Here is a 19,032-nt window from a genome sequence, read left to right as displayed (position 1 = left end):
ATAAAATAATGTATTTCACAAAAAAGGCTCAACAGGCTATCCTTTTAAGTGTCTAATCCCCAAAAAGTGTAGCGAATGTTGAACCAAAACAGTAATTTTAACTAGCACAACAAGAATATTATTTACTAACTAAATATAATACTTCCCACTTGATAAACTAAGACGGCCGCCACCCAGGCGACAGTAAGTTGAAAAAATACAGAAAAAACAGCCCATTTTATCTTGCCGGTTTCCTTTCTTATTGTGACTATACTAGCTATACATGGTGTATATAAAAGACAGAATACCATCAATGCATATGCGTTAAGCTGAGAAAAGCCCATATTAGAAAGCTGATTAATAACACTAGCCATACCCGTACTTGAACTGATATCTGCCACACCATAAAGAATACTTATACTAGAAACTACTACTTCCTTAGCCGCTATTCCCGATAATAAGGCTACTGCCAGTTGCCATATACCAATTCCTGCCGGTGCTAAAATTGGTGCTGCAAACTTACCAATATATGCACCAAAACTATCACCAATATTGCTTACCATACCCGTCATGTTAAAATGTAAAATAAACCACATAGCCAATGATGCCACAAAAATAGTAGTACCTGCCTTTGACAAATAAGATTTTACTTTTTCCCATGCATAAATAAAAATAGATGCAATATTAGGCGTCTTATATTCCGGCAACTCAATAAGCAATGTATGTGTATTTTTATTTTTATCGACACGGGAAAATAATAACGCCAGCACTATAGCTGTGACAATTCCTATAACATACATAGAAAAGGCCGCATATACAGCCATATCTCCAAAAAACATACCCGATATAAGAATATATATTGGCAGTCTGGCACTGCATGACATAAACGGTGTAATTAATATTGTTTTAAGTCTGTCTCGAGGATTTTCCAATGCCCTTGAGGCCATTATTGCCGGCACACTACAACCAAAACCCAACAGCAGGGGTATAAAAGCACGTCCAGATAAACCAACTTTCCCCATTATTCCATCCATAACATAGGCAACCCGTGACATATATCCGCTATCCTCTAAAACTGCCAAAGCTAAAAACAAAATAAAAATATTCGGCAAAAAAGATAATATACTACCTACTCCTGTAATGGCACCATCAATAAGCAGTGAACTAAGAACCGGAGTAACATGTAAAAACCCCAAAAAATTTCTGATAACTGCTGATATCGTATCAATTCCCATTACTATCCAATCTTGAAAAAAATCACCAATAGTAAATGTTAAGAAAAATATAAATGCCATTATTGCCAAAAATATAGGAATTCCCAGATAACGATGCGTCAATAAAGAATCTATTCTGTCTGTGCTCTTAGATTCCTTTTCTTTATTTACAACTACTTCTTCAATAATTTCTCCAATAAAATCATATTTTTGTTTTATTATCTCTTTTTCATAACTTTTATCCAGCACCTGTGGTAAATCCACTGGATATTTTTTTACTATTTCAGCATCAAAAGCCAGTAATTTCAATGCATACCAGCGAGGATTAGCTATGTCGCCATACTTTTCCTTTAACGCCGTTTGCACCGCTTCGATCTTATCTTCCAACCATTCGCTGTATATCATTACCGCATTTTTTTTTCTTCTGGTCCCATTATAATATTCATGTTTGATATTATCGGCTATAGGCCGGTCCTTATGGTGTGCAACAGCGTGAAGAAGTATTTCCAAGCCTCTCTTACGCCTGGCACAGACGGGAATAACAGGCACCCCCAGCATTTCAGGCAGGCGATGTAAATCTATATCCATACCTCGTTCCTCAATTACATCCATCATATTAAGTGCTATTATCAAGGGTTTGCCTAATTCAATAAGCTGTAAAGCCAGATAGAGATTACGTTCTAACGAAGATGCATCAACAACGTCAACTATAATATCTACCTCATCCTCCAAAATATACTGTCTTGATAACTTTTCTTCCATAGTATAAGAGGTAAGACTATAAATTCCTGGAAGATCCACTAATTTGTAATTATTATTATGATATTTTAATGCCCCTTCTTTTTTCTCTACAGTAACACCCGGCCAATTAGCAACTTTCAAATGTGCCCCAGTATAAGCATTAAATAAAGTTGTCTTACCACAGTTAGGATTACCAATAAAAGCTACATGAACGTCTCTTTTATCCATTTTTCAAACTCTCCCTAATTTTTATTCCATCAGTAATTTCCCGTCCTAATGCAAACCTAGTTCCACGTACTTTTAAAATAGTCGCTCCATTATGCTTCTTATTTAAAATAAGTAGTTTTACGCCAGTTGTCATTCCCAGCATTTCCAGTCGACGTTCGATTTCATTACTAAGCTGTATATCCTCCACGATATATGTACTTCCAATAATTCCCTCAGATACAACCATTAATAATCTTCTCCATTGCTTAAAGAATGAAATACCCTGCCGATGTTTTTCACCACGTCGACAGGGTATCTATATAACAAATAAGTTTAGTATAATAAAATAACTGGCTAAAATCAAGATTAATTTTTATAAAAAAACTGTATAAATATCTATTTACACTTTATAACTTTACGCATTTTTGCCAGTCTTTCCAATGAATCATTTAACACTCTTTCACTTTTAGCAAAATGTAATCTAATAAAACTATTTATATCGCGATGAAAAAATGATGATCCTGGTACTGCCCCGACGCCTACGTCTCGCGCTAAAACTTCACAAAATTTCAGATCATTATCATAGCCAAACTCACTTATATCCACCATAACATAGTAAGCTCCCTGCGGATTAGTATAAATTATCCCCAAATCATCCAACCCTTTTGTGAATAAATCACGCTTTTTAGTATATAACTTCCTTAAATTATCATAATAACTATCTTTCATTTTTAAGCCAGCCACTGCTGCTTGCTGCAATGGTGCTGCTGCCCCGACAGTCAGAAAATCATGTACTTTCCTGGCTCTTTCAATAATATCCGGCGGTGCTATTATATATCCCAGACGCCATCCCGTTATCGAATATGTCTTGGACAAAGAACTACACGATATAGTTCTTTCATACATTCCTGGCAAAGAAGCCATATAGATATGTTTGTAGGGTCTATATACAATATGTTCATAAACTTCATCAGTTATCACAAAAGTATCATATTTCATCGCCAATTGTGAAATTATCTTCAATTCATCATATGAAAATACCTTACCCGTAGGATTAGAAGGATTACACAAAATCAAAGCTTTTGGCTTCTGCTCAAAAGCATCCTCCAGCTCGTCATCATCAAAATGAAAATCAGGTGCATAGAGCGGCACATATATAGGTTCTGCACCACTTAATACCGCATCAGCACCATAATTCTCATAAAAAGGGGAAAACACTATTACCTTATCACCTGGATCAACAGCACTCATCATTGCTGCCATCATTGCCTCTGTACTTCCGCATGTAACAACAATATTTTTATCAGGATCTATGTTAATGCCCATAAAATGTTTCTGTTTTTTTGCTAAAGCCTCGCGAAAATTCTGTGCTCCCCAGGTAACAGCATACTGATGAGGTCCTTCATAAGCAGCTTTGGCAAGAGAATCCATCAATTCCTGCGGCGGGGAAAAATCTGGAAACCCCTGTGACAAATTAATTGCACTATATTTTAACGAAATTCTGGTCATGCGGCGAATTACTGAATCTGTAAAATGCATGGTTCTTTTTGATAAATCTGGCATACAATTCCCCCTTAAAATACTATATTTTTCAACATAGTATATCATATAATATAATAATATACTATTATACTAAGAATACTATTTTTACCTATATAAATTTAATTTACTATATAACATTCATATATTTTATCTGAAATAAATATTCTTTTATAAAAAAATATGTTATTTGTTTTGTTGCCAAAATAAGCACCTATTTTTTTTCTTTTATGACAATAAACATGACATTTATAAAATCCACTTTTTTATAATGTATACATTATAAAACTGTAGCGTCAGCTACAGTTTTATTTATATTTATAACGTATAATTAAAAAGATGCATTTTATACGCTATAATATTAATAAGTTTTAATTTATATATTATTAATCAGGATGTGATAATATGCATCAAAATTTATTTATCGAAGATCAACAAACTTTAATGCGTGACTATTTTCTAAATGAATTAGCACAACATGGTACAATAAAACACTATAATAAACGGCAAACCATAACTGCAGACCCGGTCAGTATGTCCATAGGCATTGTAGTCAAAGGACAGGTAACTATAAGTGTAATAAGTTCCAAGGGACAAGAAAAGATTTTATATACTTTACTGCCAGGAGAATGCTTTGGTGAAATGAATCTTTTATCTGATAGCTTTTTTAACTATATTATAAAGGTAAAAAAAAATACCTGGATATCCTTTGTTCATAATAAAAAGTTTAACCTCATTTTAAAAAATAATCCTGCTGTTTATCAATATTTTATAAATGTTATAATAATAAAATTTAGAATTGTCCTACTGCAAATGGTCAGTAATATATTTAATAATTCTGCCGGTAAAATTGCTGATACCCTGCTTCGTCTTTCATTAGCATCAGTTCCCCTGAAAAATTCTCCAGCAGACAATAATACCATTGCCATTCCATTTACCCAGGGAGAGCTGGCAAATATCACTGGCTGTTCAAGAATTACCGTAACCAGGATATTAAACCAATTTATCAACAAAAATTTCATCAGCATAAGCAATAAAAAAATTATTATAAAAAATCCTGAAGCTCTGCTACAGCAAAGTATTCATCTGCAATAATACTAATCTGCATAAAAATCCATTCAGGATTATATATCTCTCTCCATACAGTTTTCTTATTAAATTATATCCATGACTTACAATCATGAAACTTACCGTTGTAACAATATCTGCTACATTAAAACTTAGGAGGAATCTTCATGACAGAAAACCCCAAATCACCACATTCTTTATCACCATATAAAGAATATAACGAAATCAATATGTATGTCATATTTTGGGGATTATTTTATGCTGCAATTTTTGCTTTAGCAATAGGGTATCTCTGCCTGAAAATTGGTCAGACTGTTGATGCCTTTGCCCCTGTTTCAGCCATGGCCATGGGCATGGGGGTAATACTAAAACGAAAAAATCCCTTTCCAGAAAATATACACATTCAAGCGATTGCCAGTGCCGGCACCAATGGTATCGGCGGTGCAATGTTTATCCTGCCTGCTTTTTACATTTTAGGAAATAACCATCTTACGTACTTTGAATTGGCCGTTCCAATTGTTCTGGGAAGTGTATTAGGCGTTTTGATTGCTGCTGTTTTCCGGCGTTATTTCTGTGAAGAAAAAGCTGATATATATCCCTTTCCTGCCGGACAGGCTGCCGCTGAAGTTCTAACTTCGGGAGAAAAAAGCAAGGTAAAACTAATGGTAGGCAGTGGTATTATTGCTCTTATCTACGATTTTATCCTTAACACTTTTGGCTGGTGGCAGGAAGTAATATCCAGCAATGCCTTCACCTGGGGGCATTATCTAGTTGCAAAAACAAAACTTCTTTTTAGTTTAGATACTGAAACAGCGCTATTAGGTATAGGTTACTTTACTGGGTTGCGCTATGCCGCAATAATAACTGCTGGATCTTTCTTTTCTTGGACCGTATGTGTTCCCATTATATATTATCTGGGTGGCAGCCATACTATGGTAATCAATGGACATAATATTTTACTTGCTAATGCACCTGTGACAGCTGTTTTCAGCGAATACGTTCGTCATATTGGCATTGGTATGCTAGCCATGGCTGGTATCATTGGTCTTTTATCAATGTCAAAAGTTATGCTGCATGTAGTAAAAAATGTATTTGTTGGTATTTTTAAAGGATCCACCAATATAAAAGAAAACTTATTGCGAACCCAGCAGGATATTCCGATTCCAGCTATAGTTATAGGTGCTATTTTAGTAACAATACTATTTACCGTATTCTTCCATATTTATTTTTCGCAGAACATACTTCAGACACTATTGGCATTTATCATTATAGCCATTTTTACCATGCTTTTCTCCGTTGTCGGAATAAGTTCCATTGCTTTTACCAGCAGTGAACCCGTCTCCGGTATGACTATTTTTATGCTTATAATATCATCTGTTGTTTTGGGTAAAGCCGGTATGCATGGTTCTATGGGCATAACAGCCGTTCTGATGATGGCCGCTTTTTTATGCACATCTTTAGGTGTATCTGGTAATTTTATGTCTGAATTAAAAGTTGCCAACTTATTAGGTGCCACTCCGAAAAAAATGGAACAATGGCAAATTGTTTCTCTTATAATGACTTCTGTATTATCCATAGGCGTCATTATCCTGCTCAATCAGGCCTATGGATTTGTCGGGAAAGAAGCTTTACCTGCTCCGCAAGCTAACGCTATGGCTGCCATAGTAAAACCTCTAATGGATGGTGGCAGCGCCCATTGGATGCTGTACCTGGCAGGTGCCTGCATGGCTGTTATTTTATGGATGATAAAAATTCCTCCGCTTGCATTTGCCCTAGGGGCTTACCTTCCCATGCAGATAAGTACACCCCTGCTGGTCGGTGGACTTATTTCCTATCTTGTTTCTCACAGCAGCAAAGATGCTATACTAAATTCGCTGCGTCTAAGCAGAGGACAAACCATTGCTTCAGGTTTAATAGCCGGTGGTGCTATTGGCAGTTTGCTAAGTGCTATAACTAGAATATTAGGTTTTAACTATTTTCAAGAAGCCTGGGCTAAAACTCCAACCGCCACATATCTAGGGTTGTTTCTTTATTTGATTTTATGTGTGTTCATATATAAAAAAGCCATGACAGCAAAAAGATAACTATAAATATTACTTATATAATAAAGGATACATATTATATAATATGTATCCTTTATTATATAGAAATTCAAATAAGTACTTCATATTCAGCCAAGTTCAATCTCATACTTCGTTGAAAAAGCTGCCCCGCCAGGTAAACTATTTCCATATTCCCGGTTCCTTAATTCCCCAGAATAATTTACTGCATCACAGCGGCCATACCATGGTTCAATACAGATAAAAGGTGCATTTTTATGCGCCGGAGACCAAATTCCTACAACTGGTGCCGCAAAATGCATAGTTAGATACGGTTTATCTTCATTATCCAGCATCGCCACTTCCTTAATCTGATAATCTTCAAATACCAGAGCATCATCAGCAAATACATCTTTGGTAAAACTCCATATATTATTTTCTAATGATAAATTATATTCCGTATTTTCCATTAAGGAATCACTATTCAATAATTTATATGTCAACGGTCCAGCCGTATCAAACTGCAAATGACAGATTTTTTCTGCTGGTGCTGACGGACATATGAACGCTGGATGTGCCCCTATAGAAAAATATATTAATTTATTATCTGTATTAATGACTTTCCACCTGACAATTACCTTTTTATCCAACAACTCATATTCTATGAATAAGTTAAACCTAAATGGATAAATTTGATATGTACTCTCATCATCGCATAACAAAAATGTTATTTTATTTTTTTCTTTTTCAAACAATTTAAATTCTTTATCTCGGGCAAATCCATGCTGGCTCATTTCGTATAGCTTACCATTATATCTGTATTTTTGCTCTTTTAACCGTCCCACTACAGGAAACAAAATTGGGGACCGCCTTTTCCAATAAGCAGGATCTCCATTCCACATATTTTCTCTGTTGTTTTCTCGTGAAAACAAAGATTTAAGCTCTGCTCCTAAACTATCCACAGCAATTTTTACATATTTATTTTCTAGACTATATAACATAATCATACCTCTTCCATAAATTTAAAATAAACACCCGTCATAAGCCTAATTAAGTAAATTTAATGGTCTTTTTTTCATTTGTTGTTTACTGCGAATTTTGTCAAAAACATAATGGTTAATATTTTCCTGTACTGCAAATGATGTTCCAATAAATTTCACGGCAACAAGATACTTTCCTTTTTTAGCATTAATTTTAGTGCAACGCAGTACCTCTGCCCTCTGTCGCCGATCTTTTAATTTTGGTGAAATAAATTCCATATCAATTACTATTTCCGTATTTATTTCTAGAGAATTTTTATTATAAAACGCCAGTCCACCACCGCTTATATCAATACTTTTTACATTAGTAACCTTTACATCCATACTTTTAGCCAAAGAATTTATATTTCTTTTTTCCTCTTTATCAATGACAAAAATCAATATATCCCTATCAATATCCACCCGAACAAACTCCCTGTTTTGTTTTCTATGCATGTTTTTGGGATAATCTATGCTCAAGGTGAAAAACTGCCCTTTATGTATACCAATACATCGTTCCTTAAAATTATAGCAGCAATTCTCCATTTTCAAGCTTCCAATAACATATTCTCCCTTTTTAAAAAAATTTTCATTATTATCCATTGCCAATACAAAATCTACTTCACTGTTCATTATTAATTCAATTTTTGCCTTATAGACTTTTTCCTGCCTATGCTCAGGTCGTAGCTCTACACTCAAAACTTTCTGCAAAATATTTTTTATATTGTCTGCCATAACAGTCCTACTTTCTCATCCTTAATAAAATTTCCATTATTCATTTTTCCATCACCATCAAGATGATTTCTTTTTTTCCTGTGCTTTTTTTCTTATCTGCGTAAATACAAATTTATTTATCCGTTCCTGCACTGCAAATGGTATGTCCATAAATTCAGCTGCTGTCATATATAACTCTTTATTATTTTCCACCTTATTACACCGTAATATAGTAGCTTTCTGACGTAAATCACCCAATTCAGGCGCAACAAATTGTAAATCAATAACAACATCTGTACCTGGCTTTATGTATATATTATTATAAAAAGCCATTCCTCCGCCACTTATATCAACACTTTTTACGTTATTCAGCTTTATGGAAAAACTATTTGGCGGCATTTCTACTTTCCTTCTATTTTCATCTCGGCAGACTAAAAACAGCGTTAGTTCTTTATCTATGCTTGTCCTGACAAATTCCCTATTTTGTTCTCGCTGTAAATTGCGAGGATATGTTACACTTAAAGTAAAAAAATAGCCTTTTTTTATATAAGTACACTTTCCTTCAAAGCTATAACAACATTCTTCCGTTTTTAACTTAACTGTAACAAAATCATTTTCCTTAAACGGCAATTTATTTTTATCATATATTCTCAATATTTCAAAATCGATTTCACTATTCATTATCAATTTTATTTTTGCTTTATAATAAAATTGATTAGTATTATCGGCAATTTCCACGCTTAAAACTTTTTTTAGTATGTCCTTTATTTTATCAGCCATAACCCAACACTCTCATCCATAAATATTTTATATTTATATAATATCACAAAATAAATATGACTGGTTAATAAAAACATTTCTATTTATAGAATAAAATATTCAATTCATATTATACTAGTGTACTAATATAATATATATTGCAAATATTACTATACTACAGTCCTTTTTATTTATAAAAAAGAAAGGGCTGTATGTTAATATGCCTTTTCCCTTAAAAACATATTAACATACAGCCCTTTCGCATTCTTATATAATTATATTTTATTTACCAAAATAACGTTTTAAGAGTCCATTAAAGCCACACCCGTGACGGGCTTCATCTTTTGCCATTTCGTGAACAGTATCATGAATAGCATCCAAGTTCAATTCTTTAGCTAATTTAGCTAAATCAAGCTTACCCTGGCAAGCACCATGTTCGGCTGCTACACGCATTTCTAGATTTTTCTTAGTACTATCAGTAACAACTTCACCAAGCAATTCAGCAAACTTGGAAGCATGTTCAGCTTCTTCAAATGCATAGCGCTTATAAGCTTCTGATATTTCAGGATATCCTTCACGTTCAGCCACACGGCTCATAGCAAGATACATCCCTACTTCGGAACATTCACCACTAAAATTCTGACGCAGACCTTCTACCACACGTTCATCAACACCTTTAGCTATTCCGACACGATGTTCGTCAGCAAATACAAGTTCACCGGTCTGTTCTACAAATTTAGCAGCAGGAGCTTTACAAATAGGACATTGCTCAGGTGGCTGTTCTCCTTCATAGACATAACCACAAACGCTGCAAACCCATTTTTTCATAATAAATATTCCTCCAATTTATGTACTATATTATCCAGCCTTACTATAAGCTGTCTTTATCTTTGACGTTTATAATTATAATAATTATTACTTAAAAATAAAATCTCTATATTTAGGATTAACTAATATTTTTTACGAATTTATCTCATTATTTCTAGCGTTTTCATTTTTTATCTTAAATATTTATTTTCCTATAATTTTTTTTATTTTTAAATAATAATTATTGCTAAATAAAAAAGTAACAAAATCAGCTATATCCTTATTCACATATAGCTATTACATAAACAGGAATTTTTTATATTAATACTATTTATAATATCCATTTTATTATTGTCTATTCTATTATTATCCACAACTAAAAAATAAATACATCTATCCTTATTATACATACACCAAATTATAAATATTTTATTAAATACGATAAAGCCTTTTAATAAAAGCTTTACCGTATTTACAATAAAACATTGCATGTGTTTTTTACACACACTCCGCAAAAACATACTACCATATATTTTGTATACGTTTACTCTTTGTTGATAACTATCTAATTATAGGTAGTTATCTTTATTTCTATAAATCCTTTAACCATAAGGTTCTATTATGATATATAGTTGTGCTTTTATTAAATTATCCACAGCCTGTTGATAATTTTGTGCATAACTTATTTACTACAAAAATACTTTTTTTAAAGTTATCAACACTATATTTTTTCTCTTGTGGATAATTTAATACAATAATTATAATACTCTCCAAAAACTTATACACAATTTTATCCACTTATCAACAAAATTGTGTATAAGTTGTGTATAACTTAACAAAAAATAGTTTTGTTGTTTATCCTTCAAGATTTTTCTTTATTTCCATAAATATTATATATATTTTAAGATTTTTTTATTTTATTATTAAAAACAATTATCATTTATATTATAATTGTTTATGCTATTGAAAATCATTATCAATTATTTGGAGGAAAACATATGGGCTCTTTCGACCAATTTGAACACTTACTGGCTTTTCATTGCGCTCCCACTCTTGCTGGAATAAAAGCTGGCAATTTAATTTCCATAAATAAGAATAAACTTAATAATTTCAGGCAGATCCAACAAAAATATCAAAAATGCCTAAAATGCAACGATGTTTATATGTTTACAGTATCTGACTCCTTACATTATCGTCTTATTCTTATTTATCACAAACCTATTTTAAAACAATTGTTATCAAAAAAAGAAATTAAAAATTTTCTCCAGACATATGGTTATAAAGATTTTAATAATGTCCTGTCGTGTCTGCGCTATTTAAAAGTACGGATGCTTTTGCAAAAAGGCTTTCCTCACGAAATAGGAATTTTTTTAGGTTATCCCCTTCCCGATGTTCAAGGATTTATCAAAAATAATGGACAAAATTTTAAATTCTGCGGTCAATGGAAAGTATATTCTGATACAGAAGCCGCAGAAAAATTATTTTCACAATATACAAAATGCTGCCATCGCTTCTGTCGTTATCTGGCCAATGGAATGCATCTTGAAAATATTATGACTGCTGTATAGTAAAAGAAATGAGGTATAATATGGAAAAAACTGCTGTAATTTATTGGAGCGGCACCGGTAATACTGAACAAATGGCTAAAGCTATTGCTGAGGGGATTAGTGATGCAGGTAACAATTGTGAAATATTTGAAATATCAAATTTTTCTTCTGAACGTATAAAAGAATTTCCCAAAATAGCTTTTGGCTGTCCAGCCATGGGTGCCGAAGAATTAGAACCATCTGAATTTGAACCTGTTTTCACCACACTTGAACCTTTTCTAAAAAATAAAAAAATTGCCTTATTTGGTTCTTATGACTGGGGTGATGGTGAATGGATGCGCTTGTGGCAGGAACGCATAAAAGATGATCATGCTTTATTATTCGACAATAAAGGGCTTATTGTACATTCTTCCCCCGATGATAATGATATCAATGCTTGTAAAATTTTTGGAACACTTTTTTCCCAATATTAATATAAATACTATAACTACTTTTTTATTATTTTTTATAGTATACATAAAATGTCTTAACGTACAAATTTATTATGCGTTAAGACATTTTTATTAATATTATTTGCAAAATGTATCCCTCATTTACTATTTTTAATGGACAATATATACAATATAATATAATATATATAGTAACGGATTTGGTAATTTATTATATTCCCAGTCAATGAAGACTAAGCATTATACTTATTGCTATAGTCTTTTTTAGAATATAAGAACATAGAATCGAGGGATACGAAATGAATCTGAAGAAAAAAATGACTCTTGTATTTTCACTATTAATAACGATAATAGTCATAGCAATTTCCTGTGTTGCATATTTCTATGCGGAAAAAATGCTGACTACACAAATTCAGGAAAGATCAAAATCAATAGTAAATGCAACCAGCAATCAGCTTGACGGCTGGCTGACCAGCAGGGCTGCCGTCTTAAAAACAAAAGCAGCTACTATCAATGAATTAGCCGGAGATGGGCCAATAACCTTATCTATGGTAACCGGTTTTAAAAATGCTGATGCTAATATCAGTGATCTATACTTTGGCAGCAAGACTGATGGTTCTATTGTCGACGGTTCTGGATGGACTGCCCCCGCCAACTTTGATTCACGGACGCGCTCGTGGTATAAAGATGCCATAGCTGCCAGCCAGCTCACTTTCGGTGAACCTTACCTTGATAAAGTAACCAATAAGGTAGCCATGCCTATATGTATGCCACTAAAAAATAATGCTGGTGAAACACGTGGAGTCCTATCAGAAGATGTACTTGTAGATACGATTTTTGCAACAGTAAATAAAATTCATCCATTTGAAGGAAGTTCCGCGTTTCTGCTTAACACCAAAGGAATTATTATGGCCTATCCTGATAAAAAACTTTTAAATAAAAATATTAATACATCCAGTGAAACAGCCCCACTCAGCCAGGCATTAAAAACTCTGGATATAACAAATAAAACGACCGGTATAACAACCTATTCTATGAACGGGCAGAAACTTTTGCTTGTATTTGAAAAAATACCTTCTACTCAATGGATTCTCGGCATAAATATTCCTACAACTGTAGCTTATGCTCCGCTTAATACGCTTAAACTGATTTTTATCATTGGAACAATAATTGCTCTATTAATAGTCCTTATATTAACAAGATTAATCGCCGTTAAATTCACCGCACCAGTCAATGCTCTGGTCGAACATGTAGAAAAAATTGCCAAAGGTGATTTTACTCAGGAAATTACCGTATCCAGTGAAGATGAAATTGGCCTTTTAAGTAAAGGCTTTAATAAAATGCGCAAAGAACTATATACCTTAATAAAAAAAGTTCAGGAACAATCCGAGCATATTGCTGCTTCATCGGAAGAACTTACTGCAAGTGCCCATCAGACTGTCCAAGCTGCCAATCAGGTAGCAAATTCCATAACAAATGTTGCTGATGGAATACGCAAACAAACTTCATCTACTGATGAAGTATCATCAACAGTAACGACCATGACTTCAACTATTGAAAAAATAGCAAATGACAGTGTCAACGTTGCCAATGAATCCACTAAGGTAGCTAAATATGCCGACGAAAGCAGCCACAATGTAGATTTAATGGTAAAAAACATGGGCGATATAGAAATATCAGTACAAAACGCAACTGATGTAATTATGAAATTAGGCGAACAATCCAAAAACATCGGTAAAATAACCGAAACTATTTCCAATATTGCTTCCCAAACTAATCTTTTGGCACTCAATGCTGCTATAGAAGCGGCAAGAGCCGGAGAACAAGGCAAGGGCTTTGCCGTTGTTGCCGAAGAAGTACGGAAATTAGCTGAAGAAGTACAGCAGGCAGCACAACAAATATCAGAAGAAATACTTACAGTCCAAAATGATACTGAATCTGCTGTTACAACTATGAGTTCAGGCAATGAAAAGGTAAAATCGGGTGTTAAAAGTGTAAATATAGTCAGTGATAATTTAAAATCAATAACCGGCTTAATCCTGACCAGCAGCAACAGCATAAGAAACATTCATTCTTCACTAAAGGAAATTGCTGATAACAGTAAACTGCTCAATCGTTCTACTAAATCAATTGATGATGTAAGTAAAACTAATACTGATGAGGCACAAATGGTATCGGCAGCAGCTGAACAACAGCTTGCTTCCATGGATGAAATTTCATCTGCCAGCCAAAACCTGGCACAAATGGCCCAGGAATTACAAACAGCTATCAACGTATTCAAAATATAATAATATTGTCTTATTATAAATAAAAAGCCGCTTAGTAAAGCATCCTGAACAAGGAAACTTAACTAAGCGCTTTTTTCATGCTGACTTTTTATTCATGCCGGCAGCATAATATATCACTATAAGTATAATCAACCATACCGGAAAAATAAATAAAGCTATCTGCGTTTTTTCATCAAGTGCTGAAGCGATTACAACACCAGCAATAAACAGTAATGACAAATAATTGGTATACGGTGATAATGGCATCTTATAGTGTAATTTTATCACCTGCTCAGGTGATAATGTCTTTCTATAACATAATTGAGAAATAAGAATAACTACCCATGTCCACATAGCACCAAAAGAAGCCACACTTGTAATATATATAAAAATCCGTGATGGCGCTATATAATTAAGCAGTACTCCGATTAGAAGCACACATGAAGAAATTAATATGCCTCTCTTGGGTACATGATTTTTATTTACTTTAGCCAGAAAAGCCGGTGCTTTTTTCTGTAATGACAAATTATATAACATGCGACCTGTACTAAATAATCCACTGTTGCAGGAAGATAGTGCTGAAGTTATAACCACAAAATTTATAAAATCAGCTGCAAAACCTATTCCCAATTTATTAAACACCAATACAAAAGGACTTCCTATGTCACCTATCTGATCCCATGGATAAATACACATTATTACCGCTAGTGATAACACATAAAACAGTAATATACGCCAAAATACTTTGTCAATTGCCGCTGCCAGAGTTTTGCGCGGATCATGGGCTTCTCCAGCAGTCACTCCGACAATCTCTATACCCAGATATGAATACATAACCATGACCATCGCCAATAATACACCATGTATTCCATTAGGCATAAAGCCTCCATGTGTCCATAAATTCGCTATTCCAGTAGGTATCCCGTTATTGCCTACGCCAAAGACTATAATTCCAATACAACCTATTATCATTAATACTATTGTCACTATTTTTATTAACGCAAACCAAAATTCAAATTCGCCATATGCTGATACAGCAATAAAATTTACTGCTGTCATAAACAAAAGCGCACCCAATGCTGTGAGCCACTGCGGCAGATCGGGAAACCAATGATGCATATAAATCCCAATAGCTGTTATCTCGGCCATTCCTGTCCCTATCCACATAAACCAGTATGACCATCCAGTCAAATATCCCATAAGTGGACCTTGAAATTTAGCTGCATGAGCACTAAACGCTCCTGAAACAGGATATTCAATAAGTACTTCTCCCATTGCCCTCATTATAAAATAAATCACTATCCCGGCAGCAGCATATGCCAGCAAAACTGCCGGTCCAGCGGCCTCTATTGCCGTTGCTGATCCCAGAAACAGCCCTACACCGATTGCTCCGCCAAGGCCGATGAGCTGTATATGACGATCTTTCAGTCCTCGATCAAGATTTTCATTTAAACCATAATTTTCTTTACCCTTTTCCACAAATCCACCTCAAAAATATAATGATACTATTATATCGCTTTAATAAACTTATTACAACATCAACTAACTATATATGTACAGCAAATAAAGCAGGTTGGTTCACTAATGGCAACCAACCTGCTTTATATTACAATTAACTATATTTTTTATTTCACCTTATCTAATTATACACTAAAAATACTGACTTGTTTTTTTAACTGCCTGGATACATCAGTCAATGACCGGCCTGAAGCTGCTATTTCTTCCAAAGATGCTGACTGTTCTTCAATTGCAGCTGATGTACTTTGTATCTGTTCATTAACATTATTTATTTCTATATTTATCTGTCCCACACTTTTAACAACATTTTGTGATGAGCTCGATAATTCTATAATATTATGAGAGATCTTTTCTATTTCAGATGACATTCTGCCGCTTATACCTGCTAATTTCCGGAAAGATTCACCTGATCGGTTTACATCAACTGCCCCTGCATCAACTTCTCTACTATTCATTGTCATTATAGTTACTGTATTATCGGTCTGTGCTTTTATTCCATTTATTATTTTTTCGATTTGCTTGGCAGCATCTTGCGACTGCTCCGCAAGATTGCGCACTTCATCAGCGACTACGGCAAATCCTTTACCATACTGGCCGGCCCGTGATGCTTCTATTGCGGCATTAAGTGCTAAAAGGTTTGTCTGAGAAGCAATACTGGTTATAGTATCTACTATCTGCCCAATCTGGCCTGAATTTTTACCTAATGAATCTATGCCATGTACTAATTTCTGATTAGTTTTTGCAATAGAATCCATTTGTCCTATTGCCTGTTTAATAGAGCTTCCCCCATTATTAGCTATTTCTACGGATGACATTGCTGCTTTGACTGATGATTCTGCCTGTTTTGATATTCCTTCTATATTAGTTGACATTTTATTTACCAGCAAAGCTGTCCCATCAATATTTTTCACTTCATTTTCCACTGAAACTGCTGCTGATGACACCGCCTGTGCTATCTGATTTATTACCTCTGATGACTGCGACGAAACAGCTGTTATCTGCTCTGATGTCTGTGTCACATTATTTGCCGTATCCTGTATTAATTTTATTAGTGAGCGTATCTTAGCAATCATGCTATTATAGGAAGTGGCAATCATGGCAAATTCATCATTTCCAGTAAATTCAAGCTGTTCCTGTAGATTTCCCGCTGCATTTTTCTCAGCTGTAGCAAGAAATTTTCTAATAAATCTATTAATATAATGTCCAAACAGAATTGCTATTATAAGTGTAGCTATAATTACTACAACCACTCCGCCGACAACTGCAGTTGCTGCCTTTTTATATTCACTGTCACTATTTTTTACTGCTATATTCACATATCCTTCATTGAGTTGCTTAAAGCCTTCTGATAAAGTCACTAGTTTACTGTAATCCTTACCTAAATCACCTGTATTTGATAAATTTTTTTCTATTTTTACATTATCAGCATTATTTTCATCATCTATTACTGCTGTCTTAGTCAGTATTTTATAATTTCCCCATGTTTTTTCAATATCATTAATATTATTCTGCTGGTCTTTATCCGCAAATTTTTTCATCAACTTCACATGTCTGTCTATTTTCTCTGCCGTATCATTTATATCCTTGATTATAAAAGTTTTGTCCTGCTGTGAATGCTGCATATTATTTCTTTCCCATAACAGTTTATATGTATCGGCACGATATTGTTCCAATAATCGCACAGTTTCCTGCATAGCTGTCATGCGCGGCAGATTGACGTCTGCCATCATTACCAGATAATTATTTACTGTCTTAAGACAAAAAACAGCATATATTCCAATAATTGCTGTCAAACAAATCGTAACTGCAAAGCTTATTCCCAGCCTGACTTTTATTCCCACACAAAATCCTCCTAATCAATATGACGATATCAAATTTATATTATTAAGTTATCATAATTTTTCCCTGCTTTTTTTAATTCATTGTAAATTTTATGTAAAATATTATCTTTATAATAATAATTTTTTCTATTTGTAAAAATTATATTTTAGCTGTAAACTATTAATTAAATTACCATCCCTAAAAATCATCGTAAAAAAGCATCAGATTCGTAAAAACCTAATGCTTTTTTATCTTCAATTCACAAAACCAGAGGTGTAAAATGGATAAATTTATGAATTTAATCAATATTATAAGAAAATACCAAAAAGTCATTGTTGCCTTTTCAGGTGGTGTTGACAGTTCTGTATTATGCCAAGCAGCCCATTTGGCTTTGGGAAAAGCAGCTATTGCTATAACTGCTGACTCGCCCTTACTACAGGAAAGTGAAAGAACCGATGCTGTCAAAGTTGCTAATATAATTGGTATCAAGCATATTATGCTGAAAAGTGATGACCTTTCTGTCCCAGAAATAACTGTCAATGATAAAAACCGTTGTTACTACTGTAAAAAATTTCGGTTCAATAATATGTGCCTATGGGCTGAAATAAATAATTTTTCATATATCATTGAAGGTTCCAACCTCGATGATAAAAATGATTATCGTCCTGGTATGCGAGCTATAACAGAACTGTCCAGTATGGTCAAATCGCCTTTTTTGGCAGCGGAGATAAATAAACAAGAAATTAGAGAAATTGCCCGAAAATATGGTCTGCCTGTATGGGATAAACCAAGCCAGGCCTGCCTTGCCTCACGCTTATCTTATGGATTAAATCTGACGGATAAACGACTATCGCAGGTTGATAAAGCTGAAAACTTTTTGCATAAATTTATCAATGGACAACTCCGTGTCCGCCATCACGGTAATCTGGCCCGTATTGAAATAATGCCGCAGGAATTTCCCAAGCTGATGGAAAACAACCTACGGACAAAAATTTATACTGAATTTAAAAATTTGGGGTTTACCTTTGTTACCATTGACATGGCCGGCTATAAAATGGGCAGCCAAAATGCTGCTATTATAAATTAGTTTGCTTACTTAAATTTTTTCTCTATTTGTAAAAAACAAGTTATACTTTAAATATAAAGCACTAAATATATTTATCCAGCTTGTTTTTCAATATTCTTTGTGGCAAAATATATAGAGCAAATATATTACTCAGCAAATTATTGCATGTGTGCAGTTATATACCGAATAATTGCCTTGATTTTAGTCTTTATAATTAAATCAAGGCAATTATAATGTAATTATTAAATTTTATTACATCTTCTTATGATAAAATAATC

15 protein-coding genes are annotated in these 19,032 nt (G+C 33.8%); 6 read left to right on the top strand and 9 right to left on the bottom strand.

Going from position 1 to position 19,032, the window contains the following annotated elements; translation table 11 throughout:
* Positions 1-125 precede the first annotated feature (125 nt).
* From feoB to I6760_RS06095, 3 genes are all read right to left on the bottom strand, one after another.
* Positions 126-2,162 (bottom strand): ferrous iron transport protein B, encoded by a 2,037-nt coding sequence (feoB, locus tag I6760_RS06105; RefSeq protein ID WP_196593613.1) that lies wholly within the window; start codon positions 2,160-2,162, stop codon positions 126-128.
* Complete coding sequence (locus I6760_RS06100; protein ID WP_196593611.1) at positions 2,155-2,388, bottom strand: FeoA family protein; 234 nt, start codon at positions 2,386-2,388, stop codon at positions 2,155-2,157. The genes feoB and I6760_RS06100 overlap by 8 nt, the downstream gene beginning before the upstream one ends.
* 149 nt (positions 2,389-2,537) lie before the next feature.
* Entirely contained in the window at positions 2,538-3,704 is a 1,167-nt protein-coding gene (locus I6760_RS06095; RefSeq protein ID WP_196593609.1) for a pyridoxal phosphate-dependent aminotransferase, read from the bottom strand.
* A 381-nt stretch (positions 3,705-4,085) separates the two neighbouring features.
* Between I6760_RS06095 and I6760_RS06090 the strand changes: the two genes are divergently transcribed.
* Positions 4,086-4,775, top strand: a complete 690-nt coding sequence (locus tag I6760_RS06090) for a Crp/Fnr family transcriptional regulator (RefSeq protein WP_196593607.1) — start codon at positions 4,086-4,088, stop codon at positions 4,773-4,775.
* Positions 4,776-4,915: 140 nt separating this feature from the next.
* Positions 4,916-6,832: an OPT family oligopeptide transporter gene (locus I6760_RS06085; RefSeq protein ID WP_196593605.1), complete on the top strand. Its 1,917-nt coding sequence runs from the start codon at positions 4,916-4,918 to the stop codon at positions 6,830-6,832.
* An 86-nt stretch (positions 6,833-6,918) separates the two neighbouring features.
* On the opposite strand, the gene I6760_RS06080 is transcribed toward I6760_RS06085, so the two are convergent.
* The 4 genes from I6760_RS06080 to I6760_RS06065 all read right to left on the bottom strand — a co-directional run bounded on the left by I6760_RS06080 (position 6,919) and on the right by I6760_RS06065 (position 10,107).
* Positions 6,919-7,788 (bottom strand): aldose 1-epimerase family protein, encoded by an 870-nt coding sequence (locus tag I6760_RS06080; protein WP_196593599.1) that lies wholly within the window; start codon positions 7,786-7,788, stop codon positions 6,919-6,921.
* A 45-nt stretch (positions 7,789-7,833) separates the two neighbouring features.
* A complete protein-coding gene (locus tag I6760_RS06075) occupies positions 7,834-8,541 on the bottom strand; it encodes a flagellar brake protein (RefSeq protein WP_196593597.1) in 708 nt (235 codons plus the stop codon).
* A gap of 57 nt (positions 8,542-8,598) precedes the next feature.
* A complete protein-coding gene (locus I6760_RS06070; RefSeq protein ID WP_196593589.1) occupies positions 8,599-9,300 on the bottom strand; it encodes a flagellar brake protein in 702 nt (233 codons plus the stop codon).
* A 261-nt stretch (positions 9,301-9,561) separates the two neighbouring features.
* Complete coding sequence (locus I6760_RS06065) at positions 9,562-10,107, bottom strand: NADH peroxidase (protein WP_196593583.1); 546 nt, start codon at positions 10,105-10,107, stop codon at positions 9,562-9,564.
* A 977-nt stretch (positions 10,108-11,084) separates the two neighbouring features.
* Between I6760_RS06065 and I6760_RS06060 the strand changes: the two genes are divergently transcribed.
* From I6760_RS06060 to I6760_RS06050, 3 genes are all read left to right on the top strand, one after another.
* A complete protein-coding gene (locus I6760_RS06060; protein WP_196593580.1) occupies positions 11,085-11,654 on the top strand; it encodes a DUF3793 family protein in 570 nt (189 codons plus the stop codon).
* Between the two features lie 20 nt (positions 11,655-11,674).
* Entirely contained in the window at positions 11,675-12,106 is a 432-nt protein-coding gene (locus tag I6760_RS06055) for a flavodoxin (RefSeq protein WP_196593578.1), read from the top strand.
* Positions 12,107-12,381: 275 nt separating this feature from the next.
* A complete protein-coding gene (locus I6760_RS06050) occupies positions 12,382-14,370 on the top strand; it encodes a methyl-accepting chemotaxis protein (RefSeq protein ID WP_196593576.1) in 1,989 nt (662 codons plus the stop codon).
* A gap of 75 nt (positions 14,371-14,445) precedes the next feature.
* Here I6760_RS06050 and I6760_RS06045 read toward each other — a convergent pair whose 3' ends face one another.
* On the bottom strand, positions 14,446-15,828 hold the full coding sequence (locus I6760_RS06045; protein ID WP_196593575.1) for an amino acid permease: 1,383 nt from the start codon (positions 15,826-15,828) through the stop codon (positions 14,446-14,448).
* Between the two features lie 164 nt (positions 15,829-15,992).
* A complete protein-coding gene (locus I6760_RS06040; RefSeq protein ID WP_196593573.1) occupies positions 15,993-17,708 on the bottom strand; it encodes a methyl-accepting chemotaxis protein in 1,716 nt (571 codons plus the stop codon).
* A gap of 272 nt (positions 17,709-17,980) precedes the next feature.
* Between I6760_RS06040 and larE the strand changes: the two genes are divergently transcribed.
* Positions 17,981-18,775, top strand: a complete 795-nt coding sequence (gene larE / locus I6760_RS06035) for an ATP-dependent sacrificial sulfur transferase LarE (RefSeq protein ID WP_231036120.1) — start codon at positions 17,981-17,983, stop codon at positions 18,773-18,775.
* The last annotated feature ends 257 nt before the right edge of the window (positions 18,776-19,032 follow it).

Origin of the sequence: Pectinatus sottacetonis, from assembly GCF_015732155.1 — a bacterium.
Classification (GTDB): domain Bacteria; phylum Bacillota; class Negativicutes; order Selenomonadales; family Selenomonadaceae; genus Pectinatus; species Pectinatus sottacetonis.
Note: the sequence above shows the minus strand (reverse complement) of the source record. Positions and strands in the feature narration are given on the sequence as shown.